Consider the following 17,767-nt stretch of genomic DNA (forward strand, 5'->3'; position numbering starts at 1 on the left):
TACGAGATTGTCTTCCAGATGATAGAGGAACGAGCCACCGCCCGTTTTCATGCCGAGCGGCCAGCCGAAGGAATGCTGCACGAGGCCTTGGCGGTGGTTCTCAGGCTTGACCTGCCACAGCTCCTTGATGCCGATGCCGAACTTCTGAACGTCGCTGTTCCTCGACAGATCGAATTTCTTGATGAGCTGCTTGGCAAGCGAGCCGCGCACGCCCTCACCGATCAGCACATATTTGCCATGCAGTTCCATGCCGCGGGTGAAGGCAGGGCCGGGCTCGCCATTCTTCTCGATACCCATGTCACCGGTGGCAACACCGATGACGGCGCCTTCGTCATTGTAGAGAACTTCGGTTGCGGCAAAGCCCGGATAAATCTCGACGCCGAGCGCTTCTGCCTTTTCCGCAAGCCAGCGACAGACGAGACCCAGCGAGACGATATAGTTGCCGTGATTGTTCATCAGCGGCGGCATCAGGAAGTTCGGCAGGCGGATAGAGCCGGCAGGTCCGAGGAACAGGAACTGATCGTCCTTGACCTCCGTCTTGAAGGGATGCCCCTCCTCTTCGCGCCAGCCGGGCAACACACGGTCAATCCCGATCGGATCAACCACCGCACCTGAGAGAATATGTGCGCCGACTTCCGCGCCCTTTTCCAGCACCACGACGGAGAGGTCCGGATTGACCTGCTTCAACCGGATTGCGGCAGAAAGCCCAGCAGGTCCGGCGCCGACGATCACGACATCGAACTCCATCGATTCACGTTCCGGCAATTCCATTTCTTCCGTCATAAGATCCTCGTCGGTTCGCCGGTCCCGTCCGGCTTTTCGTTGTTCCTGCCCTACACCACCGCGCAGCCGAGGACGCGTGAAAAAACGTCGTCGCAACAAGCAGTTCGCGTCATCGTTCTTGGCAAAGCAAAAGCGCTTTGTCGAGATCAATCACCATCAAGCCTAACCATCACCATCAAATTGTCTGACAACCTGATGACAATTCAATTACTTTTACGTGCACGTAATAATGAGAATAGGAGCGACGCTTTGCGTCGTCAAGGGAGCCGGCGATGGTGGCAGACCGTCAAATCGCCCACTCCTCGTCGGTGGTGAACATGATGGTGAGCCAGCGGTCGTGTCCTTCGCCGCCCAGCGCCTCGCCCACTTGGTCGCGAATGGCGTCCCATTCTTCCAGCCGCCGGGCGGGTGCGTTTTTGGGCACGATGAAGAAGAGTTCGATCTGACGTCCGCGTCCGACGCGCGCGACGTAGGAATAGTGCGAGGAGAAACCGAATTTCTCCACCACGTTCCTCGCCACCTTGTCCACGTGCTGCTTGAACTCGGCAGGTGTGACAAGCAGGATGTCGGCCAGCGCCTGCTTCACATTGGCAAAGGGCATCGGGATGATGACGAGGCAAACGAGAGCCAGAACGGCCGGATCGGTGTAGGAGGCAAGCCAAGCATAGGGAGACTGCAGCAGGGCATAACCAACGACAAAGGCTATGAAGAGCGAAGCGCTCAACATGGCGCTCATCAGCCAGCTTTTGGCGTCGAGCGCAACAAAAGCCGATTTCAGCGTTCGGTTTTTCCGCTGAATGAACAAGGCCATGCCAAGCGAGACGGTAAAGGTGAAGAAAGTGACGATGATCGCATAATCAAAAGCAATCATGCGCCCGCCATCCATCAGGCTATCCACCGCGTTGATGAGCGCATAGATCGCGGCGCCAATCAAAAGCGTACCGTTCAAACCAAGGACCATCGGCTCCAGATGCCAGAACCCCATGGTGAAACGTTCCGCAAGCTTGCCGCCGGGATTGGGGAGCGCCGAGTTCGCGATCAACCTCGCCACCATCAGGGCCAGCATCGTCATGAAAGCGTCGGTCAGCGAGTAGATGCCATCGAACACCACGGCAAAAGAGGCAGCGTAAAGACCGGCACCAATCCCGCACAATGCCAGGATCACGGTCACAGCGATCGAAAGCTTGAGCAGCGATTGTTCGGTCATGACATGAAAACTCCTTGAATATATTTGGCGAGCAACGGGTAATCTTCTGCCTTTAAAGCCTGTCGAAAACGGACCCTGCGCCTGGTGAAAAGAGGCGCTCATAGGTCCTAATGAGATACCCATCCGTCATCCCGGCAACGAAATCGCAGATGATGCGCAAATCCCCGCCGGATTTTTCATAGAGCGGGAAGACATCTTCCGGCAGCAGCCGTTCCGGATCGGACTGGAGCGCTTCGAAGACGGCAACGACCATCCCCTGCCCTTTGAATTCCATATGCTGAACGCGCGGGCTTTTGATCACATGTCTGCGCACGACATCCTGAAAGGCCTTTAGCAATCGCACTCTGTCGTCCCCAAGTCTTACCCGGTGACGCAAGAGCGGCGTTTCAAACCGATCGTCGTCCATGTAGCGAACGTCCGTGATGAAATAACCGACCAGCATGCTGATGAACATTTTGCGATCGCCGCTAGGGCCGAAGAGCCCATCCACGATTTCGCGATGAACATCGTTGCCGCGCTTATCCTTGTGGTTCTTGTTGAGCATCGCGATGAAGCTCTCGCAATCCTCCGCCGTCACCTCCTTCTCGAAGGCATCTCTGGTGATGAGCTGCATGGCGATTGCGTCCTCAAGATCGTGGACCCCGTAGGAGATATCATCTGCAACATCCATGATGGTGCAATCGAGCGATTTGTAGAGCGACTTCGCGTGCTTGCCGTCTTCACGCGTCACCGTCTGGAAAAGATCGCGGTCGGGCTGCGGCAGAGGATCAAGCACCCAGTCCACCACATCCGTCTCGCAATCCATGTAACATTTTGGCGGCTTGGAAGCCTGCGTGTCGATGATGCGCAGCGTGGAAGGTCCGTCATGCAATTTTGGCGCGCGCGCCGGATGAGCAGCTTTCGAATAGGCTACGGGGTACTTCAGGATACCCAGCAGCGTGCGCCGCGTGAGATTGGCGCCATGGGCTTTTGAAAATGCCTCGAGGCGACTGAGAATGCGTAAGGTCTGGCCGTTTCCTTCAAAGCCCGCCTTGGCGATGTCGGTAATAACGCCATTGCCGTTTCGCCCTGCTTCATTCGGATTTGCCGCCACGCGCATGCAGTAATTCAGCGCGACTTCGCCACCGTGACCGAAGGGAGGATGGCCGAGATCGTGGGCGCTGCCGATCGCCTGGATGAGGCTGTGCTCTGGCAGTTCAGCCGTCACCGGATGATTGGGAAAGGACTTGCGCAGGTGCTTGACCAGACCCGCAGCGATCTGCGCCACTTCGAGGGAATGCGTGAGGCGGGTGCGGTAGAAATCGCTGTCGCCGAGATTGAGGATTTGCGTCTTGCTCTGCAGGCGCCGAAAAGAGGTGGAGTGAATGATCCGCCCATAATCGATATCGGTTTCGCTGCGGGCATCATCACTCTTGCGGTTTTCGACTTTCTGACGCTCGTTCCACACGTTCAAGCCCGCCTCTCCAAACATAAAATTCACGGGGCTGTCTTACCGAGGCGCAACAGGGCGCGCAAGCAAACGGGTCAATACCCAGCCGATCAACACTTTTCAGGGCCGGACGCAGACGCTACAAGCGTGGGCAATCGTCATGAGCATGAAAGGACACCGTCATGGATTTGGGTATTTCCGGCAAGCGCGCATTGGTTCTGGCCTCATCTCGCGGCCTAGGTCTCGGCATCGCCACGGCGCTTGCGAAAGAGGGTGTCAACGTGCTGATGGTGGGCCGTAGCGGCGAAAAGCTGGACGCCAATGCCAAGACGATCAACGCGCTCGGCAAGGGCAAGGCGGAATGGGTCTGGGGCGATCTTGGCGAGGAGACCTTCGTGCTGTCCATGATCGATGCAGTGAAGACGAAGCTCGGCGGTATCGATATTCTCGTCAACAACACGGGCGGCCCGACACCAGGGCTGGCTCAGGACATCACCTCGGAAAAACTCGATACGTTCTTTCAATCCATGGTGCTGCGCGTCATCACCCTGACCAACGCGCTTGTCCCGCAGATGAAGGAGCAAGGCTGGGGCCGTATTCTGACCGTTGCTTCCTCCGGCGTGTTCGAGCCCATTCCAAATCTCGCGCTCTCCAACACGCTGCGCGGCGCACTTGTTGGCTTTAACAAGACGCTGTCCAGTGAAGTCGCAGGCTTCGGTATCACCGCCAATATGCTGCTGCCCGGTCGCATCCACACCGATCGTATCGATGAACTGGATGGCGCAAACGCCAAGCGCCTTGGCAAGAGCATGGAAGAGGTTCGTGAAACCTCGGTCAAGAGCATCCCCGCCGGCAGGCTTGGAACGGTGGAAGAATTCGCCGCCGCAGGTGCATTCCTGTGCTCGCAGCCAGCGAGCTACATCACCGGCACCATGCTGCACGTGGATGGTGGAGCGGCAAAGTCGATCTGATCATCCCGATCGCTTATAGGTAACGCTTTGAATTGGAAGCCTTTCCGGATAACATTCGGAAAGGCTTTGCTTTTGGGAGACGATCATGCAGGGACTTCGCACGATTTTAAGCATACTGGGTGTTCTGATCGTGCTGATGGGTCTTGTCTGGATCGGACAGGGCAGCGGCTATTTCCCCTACCCAGCCTCCAGTTTCATGATCAATCAAAGCCCATGGATCTTGCGCGGCGCGCTGACAGCCGTGGCAGGCATTATCCTCATCGTCGTCGCACGCAGGGCGCTTCGCTGATCGTCATTTGACGCGTTTGGGTAGATCGGCAATCAAAGCGTCGCGGGTTGCAAAACTGATCGGCTCATCGCCTCTCCAATCATCGATATTCAGGCTGGCAAACACGACCTTACGTTCGCCCTTCTGCGCCCAACCGACAAACCAGCCAAGCCACCAGTCGCCATCATAGGTGTTGGCCTTGGTGCGCATGCGCCCCGATCCCGTCTTGCCATAAACCTGCCATCCGTCAGCCGCTGAAAACTGCGGAATGATCGCCTGCGTCTTCGCCATCGCCTCCTTCGATACGGGCAGCTTTCCGGTGACGAAGCGACGCACAAAATCGACCTGCTGATCGGCGGAGATTTTCAAAGAGGACATCAACCAGGATTCCGTCAGGCCATCCGTCTGCCCTGGCACCCCACGGACATCGGCATTGCCATAACCGAAGCGCTGCACATAGTCAGCAAACTTGGCCTTGCCCAATCGCCGGGTGATTTCCTGCGAATACCAGACGATCGAATCCCGCTCCCATATGGTCGGATCGACAGATTTCTGTTCGCGCTTGGGTCGTTTCCATTCCGTCTTGTAGTTCAAGCGCGGGTTGGTCGCGTCCTTCAGGATCCCGGCGTCATATCCCATGATGGCGAGAGGAAGCTTGAAGCTGGATTGTGGGGCGAAAGCTTTATCGCACGTGCCGTCGCGGTGCAGAACGCCGCCGCTTTCGGCATCCAGCACAACCGTGCAATGCAGCTTTTCGGCTGCTTTGGTTTCCATCGAAGCAAGGCTCGAAACGGCCAGCGTCACGACGAAAGCCGCTGTTCTTCGCTTCTTCATTACCATCGGACGATGCATGACTATCTCCTCTATGCGTCAACGCTAAAGTTTTGATGAAAGAGACTTACGGTGGTTTGCGCGGGTGGGACAAATGATGATATCTGGCTTCAGCCATGAATTAAACTTGGCCATCATTCCTCTGGAGCTGATCTTGCATGGTTCGCCCTCACCTTCCGCTGAATGCACTGCGCGCCTTTGAGGCCGCCGCCCGGCACTTGAGCTTCACCCGTGCGGCCATCGAGCTTTGCGTGACGCAGACTGCGATCAGCCACCAGGTCAAACTGCTTGAAGAGCGTGTTGGCGCGACGCTGTTCAAGCGTCTGCCACGCGGCCTGATGATCACCGATGAGGGCCTGGCGCTCCTGCCGACGCTTCGTGATTCCTTCGACCGCATGGCCGATATTCTCCAGCGTTTCGAGGACGGGCATCTGCAGGAAGTGTTGAGCGTCGGCGCTGTCGGAACCTTTGCCGTTGGCTGGCTCCTGCCCCGGCTCGCCGAGTTCCAAGACCTTTATCCCTTCATCGACATTCGCCTCTCCACCAACAACAACCGCGTCGATATCGCTGCCGAGGGCCTCGACTTTGCCATCCGTTTCGGCAATGGCGCCTGGCACGACACCGAGGCTGAGGAATTGTTTTCCGCGCCGCTCTCGGCGCTCTGCATTCCTACGATTGGCGCGCAACTCAAGAGCCCTCATGACGTGGCGCAACAGACGTTGCTGCGCTCCTATCGCGCCGATGAATGGCCGGACTGGTTTGCCGAGGCTGGCGTTGCCTCGCCAAGGATCAAGGGCATCGTCTTCGACTCCTCGGTTCCCATGGTGGAGGCGGCCCTGCAGGGATCTGGCGTCGCGCTTGCCCCACCCTTGATGTTCCAGCGCCACCTCTCCGCAGGCGATCTCGTCCAGCCCTTCCCGGTCTACGTGTCGAAGGGCTGCTATTGGCTGACACGGCTCAAGTCGCGACCTGTGAGCAATGCTATGGCAACATTTGCTGCATGGCTGAAAGAGAAGGCTGCCGCGATGCCACAGCACGCCTGAAAAATCTGCACCCGCACGCTTGCCATTCACAATTCGCTGTGCCATCACGCGCCCTCTTCAAAACAGGCGGGCGCGGTTGCGTGCCTTTTATTGCCCGGATGCCTGCATTCCGGGAATGCTCTCTCGTTGACTGACAAGGATCCTCTCCATGGCACGGACACTCGGGCTCGATTTTGGCACGACCAACACAGTTATGGCACTTTCGGACAACGGCAGCAGCAGCCACTCCATGCGCTTCACCTCCAGTGCCGGAACGACTGACAGTATGCGCACCGCGCTGTCTTTCATGAAGGACAAAGGACTTGGTGCAGCAGCGCTGCATGTCGAGGCCGGCCAGGCAGCAATCCAGCAATTCATCGAGAATGCCGGGGAGTGCCGCTTCCTGCAATCGATCAAGACGTTCGCTGCCTCGCCTTTGTTTCAAGGCACGCTGATCTACGCCAAGCGTCAGAGCTTCGAAGATCTGATGGAGGTGTTTTTGCGCAAGCTGAAGACCTATGCAGGCGACGAATGGAAAAACGATGTGTCGACCGTGATTGCCGGTCGCCCCGTGCGTTTTGCCGGCTCCAACCCGGATGAAGCACTGGCGCTTGCCCGCTACAATGAAGCCCTGACGCGTGCCGGCTTTCCCGAAATCCATTATGTCTACGAGCCGGTGGCAGCCGCCTATTACTTCGCCCAGAGCTTGAAGAAGGATGCCAATGTTCTGGTGGCGGATTTCGGCGGCGGCACCACTGACTACTCGCTGATCCGCTTCGAAACGCATGGCGGCAAGCTCTCCGCCACTCCGATCGGCCATTCGGGCGTCGGCGTTGCGGGCGATCACTTCGATTTCCGCATGATCGACAATCTGGTGTCGCCGGAAATCGGCAAAGGCAGCAAGTTCAAGAGCTTCGACAAGGTTCTCGATGTGCCATCCGGTTACTACGTTAATTTCGGTCGCTGGAACCAGCTGTCGATCTTCAAGACGTCCAGAGAGTTTTCCGATCTGAAGTCGCTACTTCGCTCGGCGCTTGAGCCGGAAAAGCTTGAGCTCTTCGTTGAACTGGTCGAGCATGATGAGGGCTACCCGCTCTACCAGGCAATCTCCGCCACTAAGATGGCGCTTTCGTCCCAGGAAGAGGCAGAGTTCAACTTTTCGCCGCTTGGCGCCGCGGGCAAGAAGATGGTCAAGCGGTCGGACTTCGACCAGTGGATTGCCGACGATCTAGCCAAGATCGAAGAGGCTCTGGATGAGGTTCTGACCAAGACGAACACCGCTCCGCAGGCCATCGACAAGGTCTTCCTCACCGGCGGCACCTCCTTCGTTCCTGCTGTGCGCCAGCTCTTTACCCGCCGGTTCGATGCCGACAAGATCGAAAGCGGCGGCGAACTTCTTTCGATCGCGCATGGTCTGGCGATGATCGGCGAAAGCGGCGACGTTGCGCGCTGGACGGCGTAAGAAGCGTTTTGCAATAGCGGGTTTCGACAGATCGAAGGGCGTTTGGCGAGTGGCCTATCCAAAGCTACGGTCGAGCATGTCGGCTTTAAGCCCGGCAGAAACATGCCTGGCGGAACTGCTTCCATTTCACAAGGAAACGCTCTAGTTTGCGGGTCATGATCTCGGCACAAGACCTCTCCCCGGCAGAACTGGCGGCGCTTCTGCATTTCCATGCAGATGCGGGTGTTGACTGGCTGCTGGAAGACGAGCCGCTGGATCGATTTGCCGAATTTGCGGCAGGGCGTCAGGCGCGCGCTCCGCAGAGAAGCAGCGAACCGCAACAGCCGGAGATACGAAGCGCACCGCAGCAAGCTGCCCCCTCTCCCCGGCAAGCTGCCCGTGCGCCTGCCGCTGCGCCCCCCGCGCCGGTCAACGTTGCACTGCCGGACGATCAGGCGATCGCTTCGGCACGCTTCGCGGCCGAGAGTGCGCGATCGCTTCTCGAGTTGAAGACCGCGCTCGAAAGCTTCAACGGCTGCAATCTCAAAAACAGCGCCCGCAACACGGTGTTTGCGGAAGGTAATCCTTCATCCGGCATCATGATCGTCGGCCCTATGCCGGACGCGGATGACGATCGGGAAGGCCTTCCCTTTACTGGAAAGACTGGCCTCCTTCTCGACCGCATGCTGGCGGCGATCGGTCTTGATCGTGGCAAGCTGATGCTCACCAACGTCGTTCCCTGGCGCCCGCCGGGCAACCGTTCGCCGTCGGGCCCGGAGATGGAAATCTGCCGCCCGTTCATCGAGCGACAAATCGCTTTGGCCGAGCCGAAAGTACTGTTGCTTCTCGGCAACTTCACAGCGCGTTTTTTCTTTGGCGGCTCCGGCACGATCCATACGATGCGCGGACAGTGGCGTGATGTCGCAGTTGGCCCCAGCACAGCCCCTGCCATTGCAACGCTGCATCCGCAGGAGCTTTTGAATGCTCCGGCGAGTAAGTCATTGGCCTGGAACGATTTATTGGCATTTCAGGCGCGCTTGCGCGATTTATGAATGCTTCCTTTTTGATCATTGTAAATAGATTATGAAAAAAGCCATGCAAATGGCGCATAACAGCGACGCATTCGGTCGGATTGCCGAATCTATGCCGCACTGCAATAAGAACCCTGTCTTGGGAGGAAAAGGTTTAAGGAACCAAGGCAATGACCACGCGCTACCGTCCGGTTCACTCCGGCTTTGAAACGCTTCGACTGGCGGGCCTCGGCCCACGCTCCAGTCAGGGCTACCACCGTTTCGGTGTTACAAACGAACAGCTGACCGCTCGTGCTTCGACGCAGCAGGTCCGCACAACCCGTCCTTCGGCGGTTTTTGCAGACCTTCGCGAACGCTGAGACGATCTTCGTGCGGTCACATCCGCACATGCTGCATGCGTTGCCATGCTGATGAGGCGCCTTTCATCTGGAAGGCGCTTTTGCATTTTCAGACGTTAAGTTTACGCAGCAGTCCTGCCCTTGGAGCAATGGACCCGATTGTTTCTCGGCGTGTACCAGCTTCTTAAGCGAAGGATGCTTCTCGACCTTTCGCGCTTCACCGTGCCACGTTCACCTGGTCTCGAAGCAGTGATTTCGCTTCGAAAAACGCGTCTTCCACGTGCTTCAACTTCCTCGCTTGCCAGCCGCAATATTCGCCAAGAAAATCGCGCGACAACCACATGGCGCTGCGGGGCGTCGCGTCTATCCAGCCGACGCTGCCCTGTTCCGCTGCCTTGTTGAGAAGCCGTTGCAAATGCGTGCGTGACATCATGAAGGTCGCGGCGAGTGCTCGGACGTCGATATAGCCGATATCGATGCGCTCGTTTTCCGTATCCCGCACACGGGTGACAATCTCATCCATGACGAGACCGCCCGCTTCCACCCATTGAAACAGCCCGACGCGCGCTGGTGGCTCTACCCAATGTTTATCGGCCAGGCAGGCGCGCGCTGCGGTGGGTTGCGCATGCACAACGATCTCGGGATATGCCATCAGCGTGGCAGCGCGGTTTCCATGGTCCATGCCATCAATGGCTGAGAGGTTTGCAAGGTACCAGTTGAATATTCCCTGCTCACTGATCTGCGTGGCGCGGTACCGCTTGGGTCTCGTCGCCGCAGAGCGGTTCGCCTTCTCGAGGTAGCGATAGATCTCAAGCTGATCGAGATAGTTCTGAACGGTGTTGCGGCTGGCAACGCCGGTTGAGGTTACGACCTCGCGCAGTTGCGCAACCGTGAAACCATGGGCTCGCTGTTCGGCGCTGAGGCCCATCGCCATCTGTGTCAGCAGCCATTTCTGATGGGCCGAGAGCAGGCGCGCAAGACGGGGATTTTCATCGAAGCGTCCGCGCAACGTGCGCGCCAGGTGTTGAATCGCGCCTAGAAGACCTGGATGAGCAACGAAATTATCATAGGAAAAGCTCATTAGCGCATCTCCACGCTCAATGATTGAGTGTGCCGTCCCCCTAAAAGAAAAAGAGGGCGGCTGACATTTCTTCCTCGCTGATCACTTTCTTCTGGCTTGAAATCCCAACGCAAGATGCATCACCCAATACCCACAACCTATAATGTACATAGCACATTTCTGCGTCAGACCATGAATTTTTCTTAAAATTCACAGGTGTTTATTCACAGGTGGACGAAATTAGCCGGATGGTGTCGAGGCCTTGCGTGCGGCCTTACGCTGAAGCCCCAGTTGGTGCTCGCGGAAGATGATGAAGATGCCTGCACAGACGACAATGCTGGTTCCGATCAGCATGGTGAGGGTCGGCACATCGCCGAAGAGCACGTAGGAAACGCCGATACCGAGAAGGATCGAGCTATATTCGAACGGCGCGATGGTCGACACTTCCGCGTGACGATAGCTTTCTGTCAGCAGGATTTGGGCTATCCCGCCGGCAATGCCGGCAGAAATCAAGAGAACGGCCTGCCGCATATCCAGCCACTCCCAGCCGAACGGCATGCTGAAGGCGGAAATGAGCGTGCCGGTCAGCGAGAAGTAAAGCACGATCGTCGGGGTACGTTCGGTCACAACCAGTTGGCGCACCTGCACCATCGCCAGTCCACCGAGGACGGCACCAAAAAGAACGGCGAGAGCCCCAATGCTTTCGCTCGCCTCAAGGCCGCCATTCTGCAACAGCGTCATCTTTGGCCACAGGATGATGACGACGCCCATCATGCCGACGACAACCGCTGACCAGCGGTAAACGCGCACCGTTTCGCCCAGCATCACGGCGGCGAAGACGACAGACATCAGCGGCGAGGCATAACCGATTGCAATGAATTCCGGAAGCGGCAGCAAGGTGAGACCGTAAAATCCGCACATCATCGACAGAATGCCAAGAAAACCGCGCTTGAAATGGCCGAACAGATTGCTTGTGTGAAAGGCCCGCGTGAGGCTGCGGAGCCATGCCAGATAAAGGATGATGGGAAGGATGGCGAAAGCCGAGCGGAAGAAGGTGATCTCTCCCGCAGGAACATCCGGCCCGGCTGCCTTGATGCAGGTCTGCATGACAAGAAAGAAAGCGACGGAGGTGAGTTTGAGGACAATACCCCGGACGGGATTGTACGTATCTGCACTCATGGGAATTTGCGATCGGGATTTGCAGACGAGATGCCCGCAGATTGGAGTTTGACCCGAGCGCACAGCACAGCAGATCGACTTTCATATTCATTAGATCATGCTGGCTGACGGAGGTAAACCGATTCGGCGGCCCCTGCCGGCCGGTCCCATTGTCTACAGCATCGTCCCGAACATCGGAATCGATTTTCGCAAAGCACCATCCGTGGATCAAAGACGATAGAGCGTTCCTTGTGCATTCAATAGGACGAACGGCGCTCCGGGGTGGCTATGGCTGCGCGTAGCGAGGCTCATTTTCAGGATATTCTCTTTCCACGTGTCCGCAGCTTCAGTAATCGTTCAACATTTCATGAAATCATGCATCGATCAGAAATGCTCAGACGCGGGGTAAAACTTCTGTCTGGTAGTATTTTAGGGACGCATGTCCCCCGCCTCTCCATGATGGTGACGCGTGTCGACAAGTTTACTTTCACCCATCATGCTCGCATGATGGTCAGGCAGCGGCAGAAGCAAGGTTCATTCGGGAATAGTTATGCGAACAGATACGGGTCAGATTGTTCAGTTGGCGGATTATCGCCCAACGGATTTCGTGCTTGAACGGGTTGACCTCACATTTGAACTGGACCCACAAAACACAAAGGTGGAAGCGCGACTGATCTTCCATCGCCGCGAGGGCGCCGACAAAGCAGCACCGCTTATTCTCGACGGCGACGAACTGACGCTTTCGAGCCTGCTTCTCGACCAGATCGAGATGCCGACGGCACAATATGACGTGACGCCAGAGCGACTGACGATCCGCGATCTTCCTGAAGAGATCCCCTTCGAAATCTGCGTCACCAATTACATCAATCCGGAAAGCAATACCCAGCTGATGGGTCTCTATCGCACCAATGGCGTCTATTGCACGCAGTGCGAGGCAGAAGGCTTCCGCCGCATCACCTATTTCCCGGACCGGCCGGATGTGTTGGCGCCTTACACGATCACCATCATCGCGGCCAAGGAAGGCAATCCCCTCCTCCTGTCGAACGGTAATTTCCTCGGCGGCGGCAATTATGATGAAGGCCGCCATTTCGCTGCCTGGTTCGATCCTCATCCGAAGCCGAGCTACCTTTTCGCACTGGTCGCTGGCGATCTTGGCGTTGTCGAAGACAGCTTCACGACCATGTCGGGCCGCGAAGTCGCGCTGAAGATCTATGTCGAGCATGACAAGGAGCCGCGCGCGGCCTACGCCATGGATGCGCTCAAACGTTCCATGAAATGGGATGAGGAGCGCTTCGGCCGCGAATACGATCTCGACATCTTCATGATCGTCGCCGTATCCGACTTCAACATGGGCGCTATGGAGAATAAGGGCCTCAACGTCTTCAATGACAAATATGTTCTGGCCGATCCGGAAACCGCGACCGATGCCGACTACGCCAATATCGAGCGCATCATCGCGCATGAATATTTTCATAACTGGACCGGCAACCGCATCACCTGCCGCGACTGGTTCCAGCTTTGCCTGAAGGAAGGTCTGACCGTCTATCGCGATCAGGAATTTTCCTCCGACATGCGCTCTCGCGCGGTCAAGCGCATCGCAGACGTTCGCCACTTGAAGTCGGAACAGTTTCCCGAAGATGGCGGCCCGCTGGCGCACCCACCTCGTCCGGATAAATATCGCGAAATCAACAACTTCTATACGACAACCGTCTATGAGAAGGGCGCCGAAATCACCGGTATGATCGCAACGATCCTGGGAGAAGACGGCTTCCGCAAAGGAACCGACCTCTATTTCGAGCGTCACGATGGTGATGCGGCGACGGTTGAGGATTTCGTCAAGTGCTTCGAGGATGCGACCGGGCGCGATCTGACGCAGTTCTTCCGCTGGTATATCCAGGCCGGAACGCCGCTTGTCAGCGCCTCCACCGCTTATGATCCGGCGTCCGCGACCTTCACCCTGTCGCTGGAGCAGACGGTTGCACCGACGCCCGGCCAGAGCCGCAAGGAGCCGCTGCACATTCCGCTCTCGACCGCGCTCATTCTGGATAATGGTCAGATCGCCACGCCGATCAAGGTTGAAGGTGGTGAGTTCAAGGACGGTGTCCTGCATCTGACAGAACGCAGTCAGCGCTTCACCTTCACAGGCATTTCGTCGCGACCGGTTCTGTCGATCAACCGCAGTTTCTCTGCCCCGATCAACCTGCATATGGAGCAATCGTCGGACGACCTCATCCAGATCGCCCGTCACGAGACAGACCTCTTCTCGCGCTGGCAGGCACTGACGGCCCTTGCCTTGCCGAACCTGATTGCGGCAACGCAGGCCGTGCGGTCGGGCAACGAGGTGAGCGTCGACCCGGCCTTCATCTCGACCCTGATCGAGATCGCCGGCAATGATGAGTTCGAACCGGCCTTCCGCGCCCAGGCGCTGACTCTCCCGAGCGAGGCGGATGTGGCGCGCGAGATGGGCAAGGACAATGATCCCAACGCCATCCACAAAGCGCGCAACGCTGTGATGCGTGCGGTCGCCAAAGCCGGTGTCGAGACCTTCAAGGGCCTCTTCTCAAGCTTCGAGGAGAAAGACGACTATTCGCCGGATGCGGCAAGTGCCGGACGCCGTTCGCTGCGCAATATCGCCATGAGCTATCTGTCCTATGCGGAAGAGACACCCGAGCGCGCTGCAAAGGCCTTCGCCAACGCCTCCAACATGACCGACATGGCGTATTCGCTCAGTGTGCTGACACAGCGTTTCCCTGACTCTGCCGAGGCCTCCGACGCGCTGGCGACATTCGAAACGCGCTTTGCCGACAATGCTCTGGTGATGGACAAGTGGTTTACGCTTCAGGCTGCCATCCCAGGTGATGGCGCATTGGCACGCATAACGTCTCTGATGGCCTCCAAGCACTTTATCGCCACCAACCCGAACCGTGTGCGTTCGCTGATTGGCACCTTTGCCTTCGGCAATCCCACTGGCTTCAACCGTGCAGATGGCAAGGCCTACGACTTCCTGGCCGAGCAGATCATCGCCATCGACAAGCGCAATCCGCAACTGGCAGCGCGCATTCTGACCTCGATGCGCTCCTGGCGGTCGCTAGAGGCAGTGCGCGCCGATCACGCGCGCGAGGCCCTCACCACGATCGAGCGCAGCGCTGGGCTCTCCACCGATGTTCGCGACATTGTCGAGCGCATGCTGAAGGGTTGAAAGCCTCCCCTCCTCTATGAGAAAAGGCCGGACGTCCGGCCTTTTCTTGTTTTAGATCAAGAACAGCATCGCCCTCTCCTCGTAGATTTGCCTGATCGATCGGCATAGAGAGGACGCGACATGACCATCAGCCCAGCATTTCAGAGTTTTGCCAGGCAAGCGCCCGCCCACCACGCAGCCTGGCTGCAGGCCGTGGCCGGGCTTGGCACCGCGTCAGCGCTTGAAGGCAAAACCCAGAGTCTCGTCTATATTGGCATCCTCGCAGCCGCGCGGTTGGAGAGCGGCCTTGCCTTTCACGTTCAGGAAGCAAAGGGGTATGGCGCCTCGCGAGACGAGATTATCAGCGCCGTTCTTGCCGGCCTCCCGGCCGTCGGAAACTGCGTCGTGCAAGCCCTGCCCGCCGCGCTTGACGCCTTCGACCACAACTGACGTAAGGGCAGTCAAAACCGTCTTTTTGGAGGTTCGAAAAAAAGCGCGAGTCGGTTCAAAGGGTTAAAAATCTTTTAACTTTCAGCTCTGGACAAGGCGAATCAGCTTTGATTCATTAGGCGCAGATTCGAGCAGCGGCGCTTCGAATCTACACGAGGGACATCAAGGCGGGACAATGACGAACGTGCGGCGGGCGACTGCGGGCGATGAGCGACCGTATGCCAGATTTGCTGAAATGGCGGCGTTGGTTCACAGAACGGCGGAGAGCTTCTCCTCAGCCGGAAATCTGCTCGCAAGGCTGTGGCAGGTCCGCAGGCTTGAGACACTGCTCAAGCGTCTCATCCCCATTCTCATTCTGGCATTTCTGGTCGTCATCGCAGCATCGCGCATGTTCGGCATTACTGCGGAATATGGTCGCATGGAGACTGCTGCCCGGCAGACGACGGCGCTTTCCGCGCTGACCGCGCGTGCAGCCCTTTCCGGCGTCGAGACCCTGGCAGCCACGCAGGACCGGGCAGCCGTCGAGCGTCGCCTCAATCAATCCTTTCCCGCCGGCAGCATGGATGACGACACCGTCGTGTTGGTGGCCGGCATAAATGGCCGCGTCTTCGGTGGCGTCGGTCTGCATGCCGCATCCTATGTCGGCACGTCGCTGACTGCCCTGCTTCCCGAAATCGCGATCGTTCGCAGGTTCCCCGGTGCACCAGGAACGATCGAGACGAATATTGACAACACCCCACATTACGCCACGATGCTGCCGCTTGGCTCCGATGGCGGCATGATCATTACAGCGCGGTCTTTGGAGCCGATGCGCGCGTTCTGGCGCAGCGAAGTGGCGATGAATGTCACACTCTTCGCCGGCATCTCCTCCATCCTGCTCGTCATTCTCTATGCCTATTACATGCAGGTGAAGCGGGCGCGCACCGCCGACGAGGTTTTTGTTGAATCCAACCTTCGCGTCGAGACGGCCCTGTCTCGTGGTCGTTGCGGCCTGTGGGACTTCGATCTTTCCACGCGCCGTATGTTCTGGTCTACCTCGCTGTACGAAATCCTTGGTCTTCCGCCGCGCACCGAACCGCTGTCTTTCAGCGATGCGGCGCGGATGATGCATTCCGAAGACGGAAACCTCTATGAGCTGGCACGCTCGGTCGGCTGCGGTGATCTGCGCCAGATCGATCAGATTTTCCGCATGCGCCACACCCATGGTCATTATGTCTGGCTGCGCGCGCGTGCTCAGGTGATCCACACGGCAAACGGCCCGCGCGTCATCGGCATCGCCATGGACGTGACCGAGCAGCACCGTTTGGCACAGCGCTACGCCGAGGCCGATCAGCGCCTTGCCGACGCCATCGAATGCACGTCCGAAGCTTTTGTCCTGTGGGACAAGAACGACCGCCTCGTAATGTGCAACACGCACTTCCAGCAGGCCTATGGTCTTCCCGACAGCGCACTTGTGCCCGGCACGGAACGCTCCGTCGTCTATAGTGCTGCAGCCCGCCCGATCGTCGAGCGCCGCGTGGCGGACTCCGATCAATCGGGACTGTCGCGCACCACGGAAGTGCAGCTCGCCGATGAGCGCTGGCTGCAGATCACCGAACGCCGCACCCGCGACGGCGGTCTCGTCTCTGTCGGTACGGATATTACCCTTCTGAAGCGCCATCAGGATCGCCTGCGCGAATCCGAGCGCCGCCTGATGGCAACGATCGGCGATCTCTCCGCCTCCCGCCACAAGCTCGAGCGGCAGAAGACCGAGCTTTCGGACGCGAACGCGCTCTATCAGGCGGAAAAGGAACGCGCGGAGGCCGCCAACAAGGCGAAGTCCGAATTCCTCGCCAATATGAGCCACGAGCTGCGCACCCCGCTCAACGCCATTCTCGGCTTTTCCGAAATTCTGGTCGCCGAGATGTTCGGCCCGGTCGGCTCGCCGAAATACAGCGAATATGCCCGCGACATTCATGATAGCGGCCAACATCTGCTGAACGTCATCAACGACATTCTTGATATGTCGAAGATCGAGGCAGGCCATATGCGCATCAACCGCGAGAAGGTCGATCTTGCGCCGTTGGTGGAAGAGACACTGCGCCTGACCGCCATTCAGGCAGCGCAGAAGAACATTACCATCCAGCAGCGGCTATGCAGAAACATGTATATGAGCGGCGACCGCCGTGCCATGAAGCAAATCATGCTCAACCTGCTGTCCAATGCTGTCAAGTTCACCGACGAAGGTGGGCGCGTCGAGCTTCGCACCCATGTGCACGAGAACGGCCTGATGATGACGATTGCCGATACCGGCATCGGTATTCCGACAGCAGCGATCAACAAGATTGGTCAGCCTTTCGAGCAGGTGCAAAGCCAGTATGCCAAGAGCAAAGGCGGCTCGGGCCTTGGTCTTGCCATTTCCCGCTCGTTGGTCAGGCTCCATGGCGGCAAGATGAAGATCCGCTCCTGCGAGGGCAAGGGAACGGTGGTCACCATCCTCATTCCGCATGTGCATGTCGCCAAGGATATGCCGTATCTGGCCTATCAGGCGAGAAACAAGCTGGAGCTGCTGCGCTCGCACAAGCTGAACTGACGGCTTTCGCTTGACCCAGTTGGGATCG

The 17,767-nt window shown here is 57.9% G+C and carries 15 protein-coding genes; 9 read left to right on the top strand and 6 right to left on the bottom strand.

The window, feature by feature from the left end; translation table 11 throughout:
* The 3 genes from EYC79_RS01030 to EYC79_RS01040 form a co-directional block, all read right to left on the bottom strand.
* A partial coding sequence (locus tag EYC79_RS01030; RefSeq protein WP_130976930.1) for an NAD(P)/FAD-dependent oxidoreductase occupies positions 1–783 on the bottom strand: 783 nt, incomplete at its 3' end.
* 286 nt (positions 784–1,069) lie between these two features.
* A complete protein-coding gene (locus tag EYC79_RS01035; RefSeq protein WP_130976931.1) occupies positions 1,070–1,990 on the bottom strand; it encodes a cation diffusion facilitator family transporter in 921 nt (306 codons plus the stop codon).
* Between the two features lie 52 nt (positions 1,991–2,042).
* Positions 2,043–3,461, bottom strand: a complete 1,419-nt coding sequence (locus EYC79_RS01040; protein WP_130976948.1) for an anti-phage deoxyguanosine triphosphatase — start codon at positions 3,459–3,461, stop codon at positions 2,043–2,045.
* Between the two features lie 140 nt (positions 3,462–3,601).
* Here EYC79_RS01040 and EYC79_RS01045 point away from each other — a divergent pair, with 140 nt between their 5' ends.
* Together EYC79_RS01045 and EYC79_RS01050 are read left to right on the top strand one after the other, a co-directional pair.
* Positions 3,602–4,390, top strand: coding sequence for an SDR family oxidoreductase (locus tag EYC79_RS01045; RefSeq protein ID WP_130976932.1), 789 nt, complete (start codon positions 3,602–3,604; stop codon positions 4,388–4,390).
* Positions 4,391–4,475: 85 nt separating this feature from the next.
* Complete coding sequence (locus EYC79_RS01050; protein WP_130976933.1) at positions 4,476–4,679, top strand: hypothetical protein; 204 nt, start codon at positions 4,476–4,478, stop codon at positions 4,677–4,679.
* 3 nt (positions 4,680–4,682) lie between these two features.
* Here EYC79_RS01050 and blaOXA read toward each other — a convergent pair whose 3' ends face one another.
* Complete coding sequence (gene blaOXA / locus EYC79_RS01055) at positions 4,683–5,432, bottom strand: class D beta-lactamase (RefSeq protein ID WP_418121599.1); 750 nt, start codon at positions 5,430–5,432, stop codon at positions 4,683–4,685.
* 215 nt (positions 5,433–5,647) lie between these two features.
* Between blaOXA and EYC79_RS01060 the strand changes: the two genes are divergently transcribed.
* The 4 genes from EYC79_RS01060 (at position 5,648) to EYC79_RS01075 (ending at position 9,342) form a co-directional block, all read left to right on the top strand.
* On the top strand, positions 5,648–6,532 hold the full coding sequence (locus tag EYC79_RS01060) for a LysR family transcriptional regulator (protein ID WP_130976934.1): 885 nt from the start codon (positions 5,648–5,650) through the stop codon (positions 6,530–6,532).
* 148 nt (positions 6,533–6,680) lie between these two features.
* Complete coding sequence (locus EYC79_RS01065; protein WP_130976935.1) at positions 6,681–7,973, top strand: Hsp70 family protein; 1,293 nt, start codon at positions 6,681–6,683, stop codon at positions 7,971–7,973.
* Positions 7,974–8,128: 155 nt separating this feature from the next.
* Positions 8,129–9,004, top strand: a complete 876-nt coding sequence (locus tag EYC79_RS01070; protein WP_130976950.1) for a uracil-DNA glycosylase — start codon at positions 8,129–8,131, stop codon at positions 9,002–9,004.
* 149 nt (positions 9,005–9,153) lie between these two features.
* Positions 9,154–9,342, top strand: a complete 189-nt coding sequence (locus EYC79_RS01075; protein ID WP_116493994.1) for a hypothetical protein — start codon at positions 9,154–9,156, stop codon at positions 9,340–9,342.
* A 196-nt stretch (positions 9,343–9,538) separates the two neighbouring features.
* Here the strand turns inward: EYC79_RS01075 and EYC79_RS01080 are convergent, their stop codons facing one another.
* Together EYC79_RS01080 and EYC79_RS01085 are read right to left on the bottom strand one after the other, a co-directional pair.
* Positions 9,539–10,402: a hypothetical protein gene (locus tag EYC79_RS01080; protein ID WP_116493993.1), complete on the bottom strand. Its 864-nt coding sequence runs from the start codon at positions 10,400–10,402 to the stop codon at positions 9,539–9,541.
* A 219-nt stretch (positions 10,403–10,621) separates the two neighbouring features.
* The gene (locus tag EYC79_RS01085) at positions 10,622–11,560 is read right to left on the bottom strand and encodes a DMT family transporter (RefSeq protein ID WP_130976936.1); all 939 of its coding nucleotides are present in this window, start codon (positions 11,558–11,560) and stop codon (positions 10,622–10,624) included.
* A gap of 529 nt (positions 11,561–12,089) precedes the next feature.
* On the opposite strand from EYC79_RS01085, the gene pepN reads away from it, so the two are divergent.
* From pepN to EYC79_RS01100, 3 genes are all read left to right on the top strand, one after another.
* On the top strand, positions 12,090–14,738 hold the full coding sequence (pepN, locus tag EYC79_RS01090; RefSeq protein ID WP_130976937.1) for an aminopeptidase N: 2,649 nt from the start codon (positions 12,090–12,092) through the stop codon (positions 14,736–14,738).
* 120 nt (positions 14,739–14,858) lie between these two features.
* Positions 14,859–15,167, top strand: a complete 309-nt coding sequence (locus EYC79_RS01095; protein ID WP_130976938.1) for a carboxymuconolactone decarboxylase family protein — start codon at positions 14,859–14,861, stop codon at positions 15,165–15,167.
* A 175-nt stretch (positions 15,168–15,342) separates the two neighbouring features.
* The gene (locus EYC79_RS01100; RefSeq protein WP_112952279.1) at positions 15,343–17,739 is read left to right on the top strand and encodes a PAS domain-containing sensor histidine kinase; all 2,397 of its coding nucleotides are present in this window, start codon (positions 15,343–15,345) and stop codon (positions 17,737–17,739) included.
* Positions 17,740–17,767 lie beyond the last annotated feature (28 nt).

This window comes from Agrobacterium cavarae (genome assembly GCF_004310285.1).
Taxonomy (GTDB): Bacteria; Pseudomonadota; Alphaproteobacteria; order Rhizobiales; family Rhizobiaceae; genus Agrobacterium; species Agrobacterium cavarae.

Excerpts from the sequence above, each read along its gene's own strand:
- EYC79_RS01065 (WP_130976935.1), top strand. The coding sequence starts at position 6,681 with ATGGCACGGACACTCGGGCTCGATTTTGGCACGACCAACACAGTTATG.
- EYC79_RS01060 (WP_130976934.1), top strand. The coding sequence starts at position 5,648 with ATGGTTCGCCCTCACCTTCCGCTGAATGCACTGCGCGCCTTTGAGGCC.
- EYC79_RS01045 (WP_130976932.1), top strand. The coding sequence starts at position 3,602 with ATGGATTTGGGTATTTCCGGCAAGCGCGCATTGGTTCTGGCCTCATCT.
- EYC79_RS01085 (WP_130976936.1), bottom strand. The coding sequence starts at position 11,560 with ATGAGTGCAGATACGTACAATCCCGTCCGGGGTATTGTCCTCAAACTC.
- EYC79_RS01095 (WP_130976938.1), top strand. The coding sequence starts at position 14,859 with ATGACCATCAGCCCAGCATTTCAGAGTTTTGCCAGGCAAGCGCCCGCC.
- EYC79_RS01100 (WP_112952279.1), top strand. The coding sequence starts at position 15,343 with ATGACGAACGTGCGGCGGGCGACTGCGGGCGATGAGCGACCGTATGCC.
- pepN (WP_130976937.1), top strand. The coding sequence starts at position 12,090 with ATGCGAACAGATACGGGTCAGATTGTTCAGTTGGCGGATTATCGCCCA.
- EYC79_RS01050 (WP_130976933.1), top strand. The coding sequence starts at position 4,476 with ATGCAGGGACTTCGCACGATTTTAAGCATACTGGGTGTTCTGATCGTG.
- EYC79_RS01075 (WP_116493994.1), top strand. The coding sequence starts at position 9,154 with ATGACCACGCGCTACCGTCCGGTTCACTCCGGCTTTGAAACGCTTCGA.
- EYC79_RS01040 (WP_130976948.1), bottom strand. The coding sequence starts at position 3,461 with ATGTTTGGAGAGGCGGGCTTGAACGTGTGGAACGAGCGTCAGAAAGTC.
- EYC79_RS01080 (WP_116493993.1), bottom strand. The coding sequence starts at position 10,402 with ATGAGCTTTTCCTATGATAATTTCGTTGCTCATCCAGGTCTTCTAGGC.
- blaOXA (WP_418121599.1), bottom strand. The coding sequence starts at position 5,432 with ATGGAAACCAAAGCAGCCGAAAAGCTGCATTGCACGGTTGTGCTGGAT.
- EYC79_RS01070 (WP_130976950.1), top strand. The coding sequence starts at position 8,129 with ATGATCTCGGCACAAGACCTCTCCCCGGCAGAACTGGCGGCGCTTCTG.
- EYC79_RS01035 (WP_130976931.1), bottom strand. The coding sequence starts at position 1,990 with ATGACCGAACAATCGCTGCTCAAGCTTTCGATCGCTGTGACCGTGATC.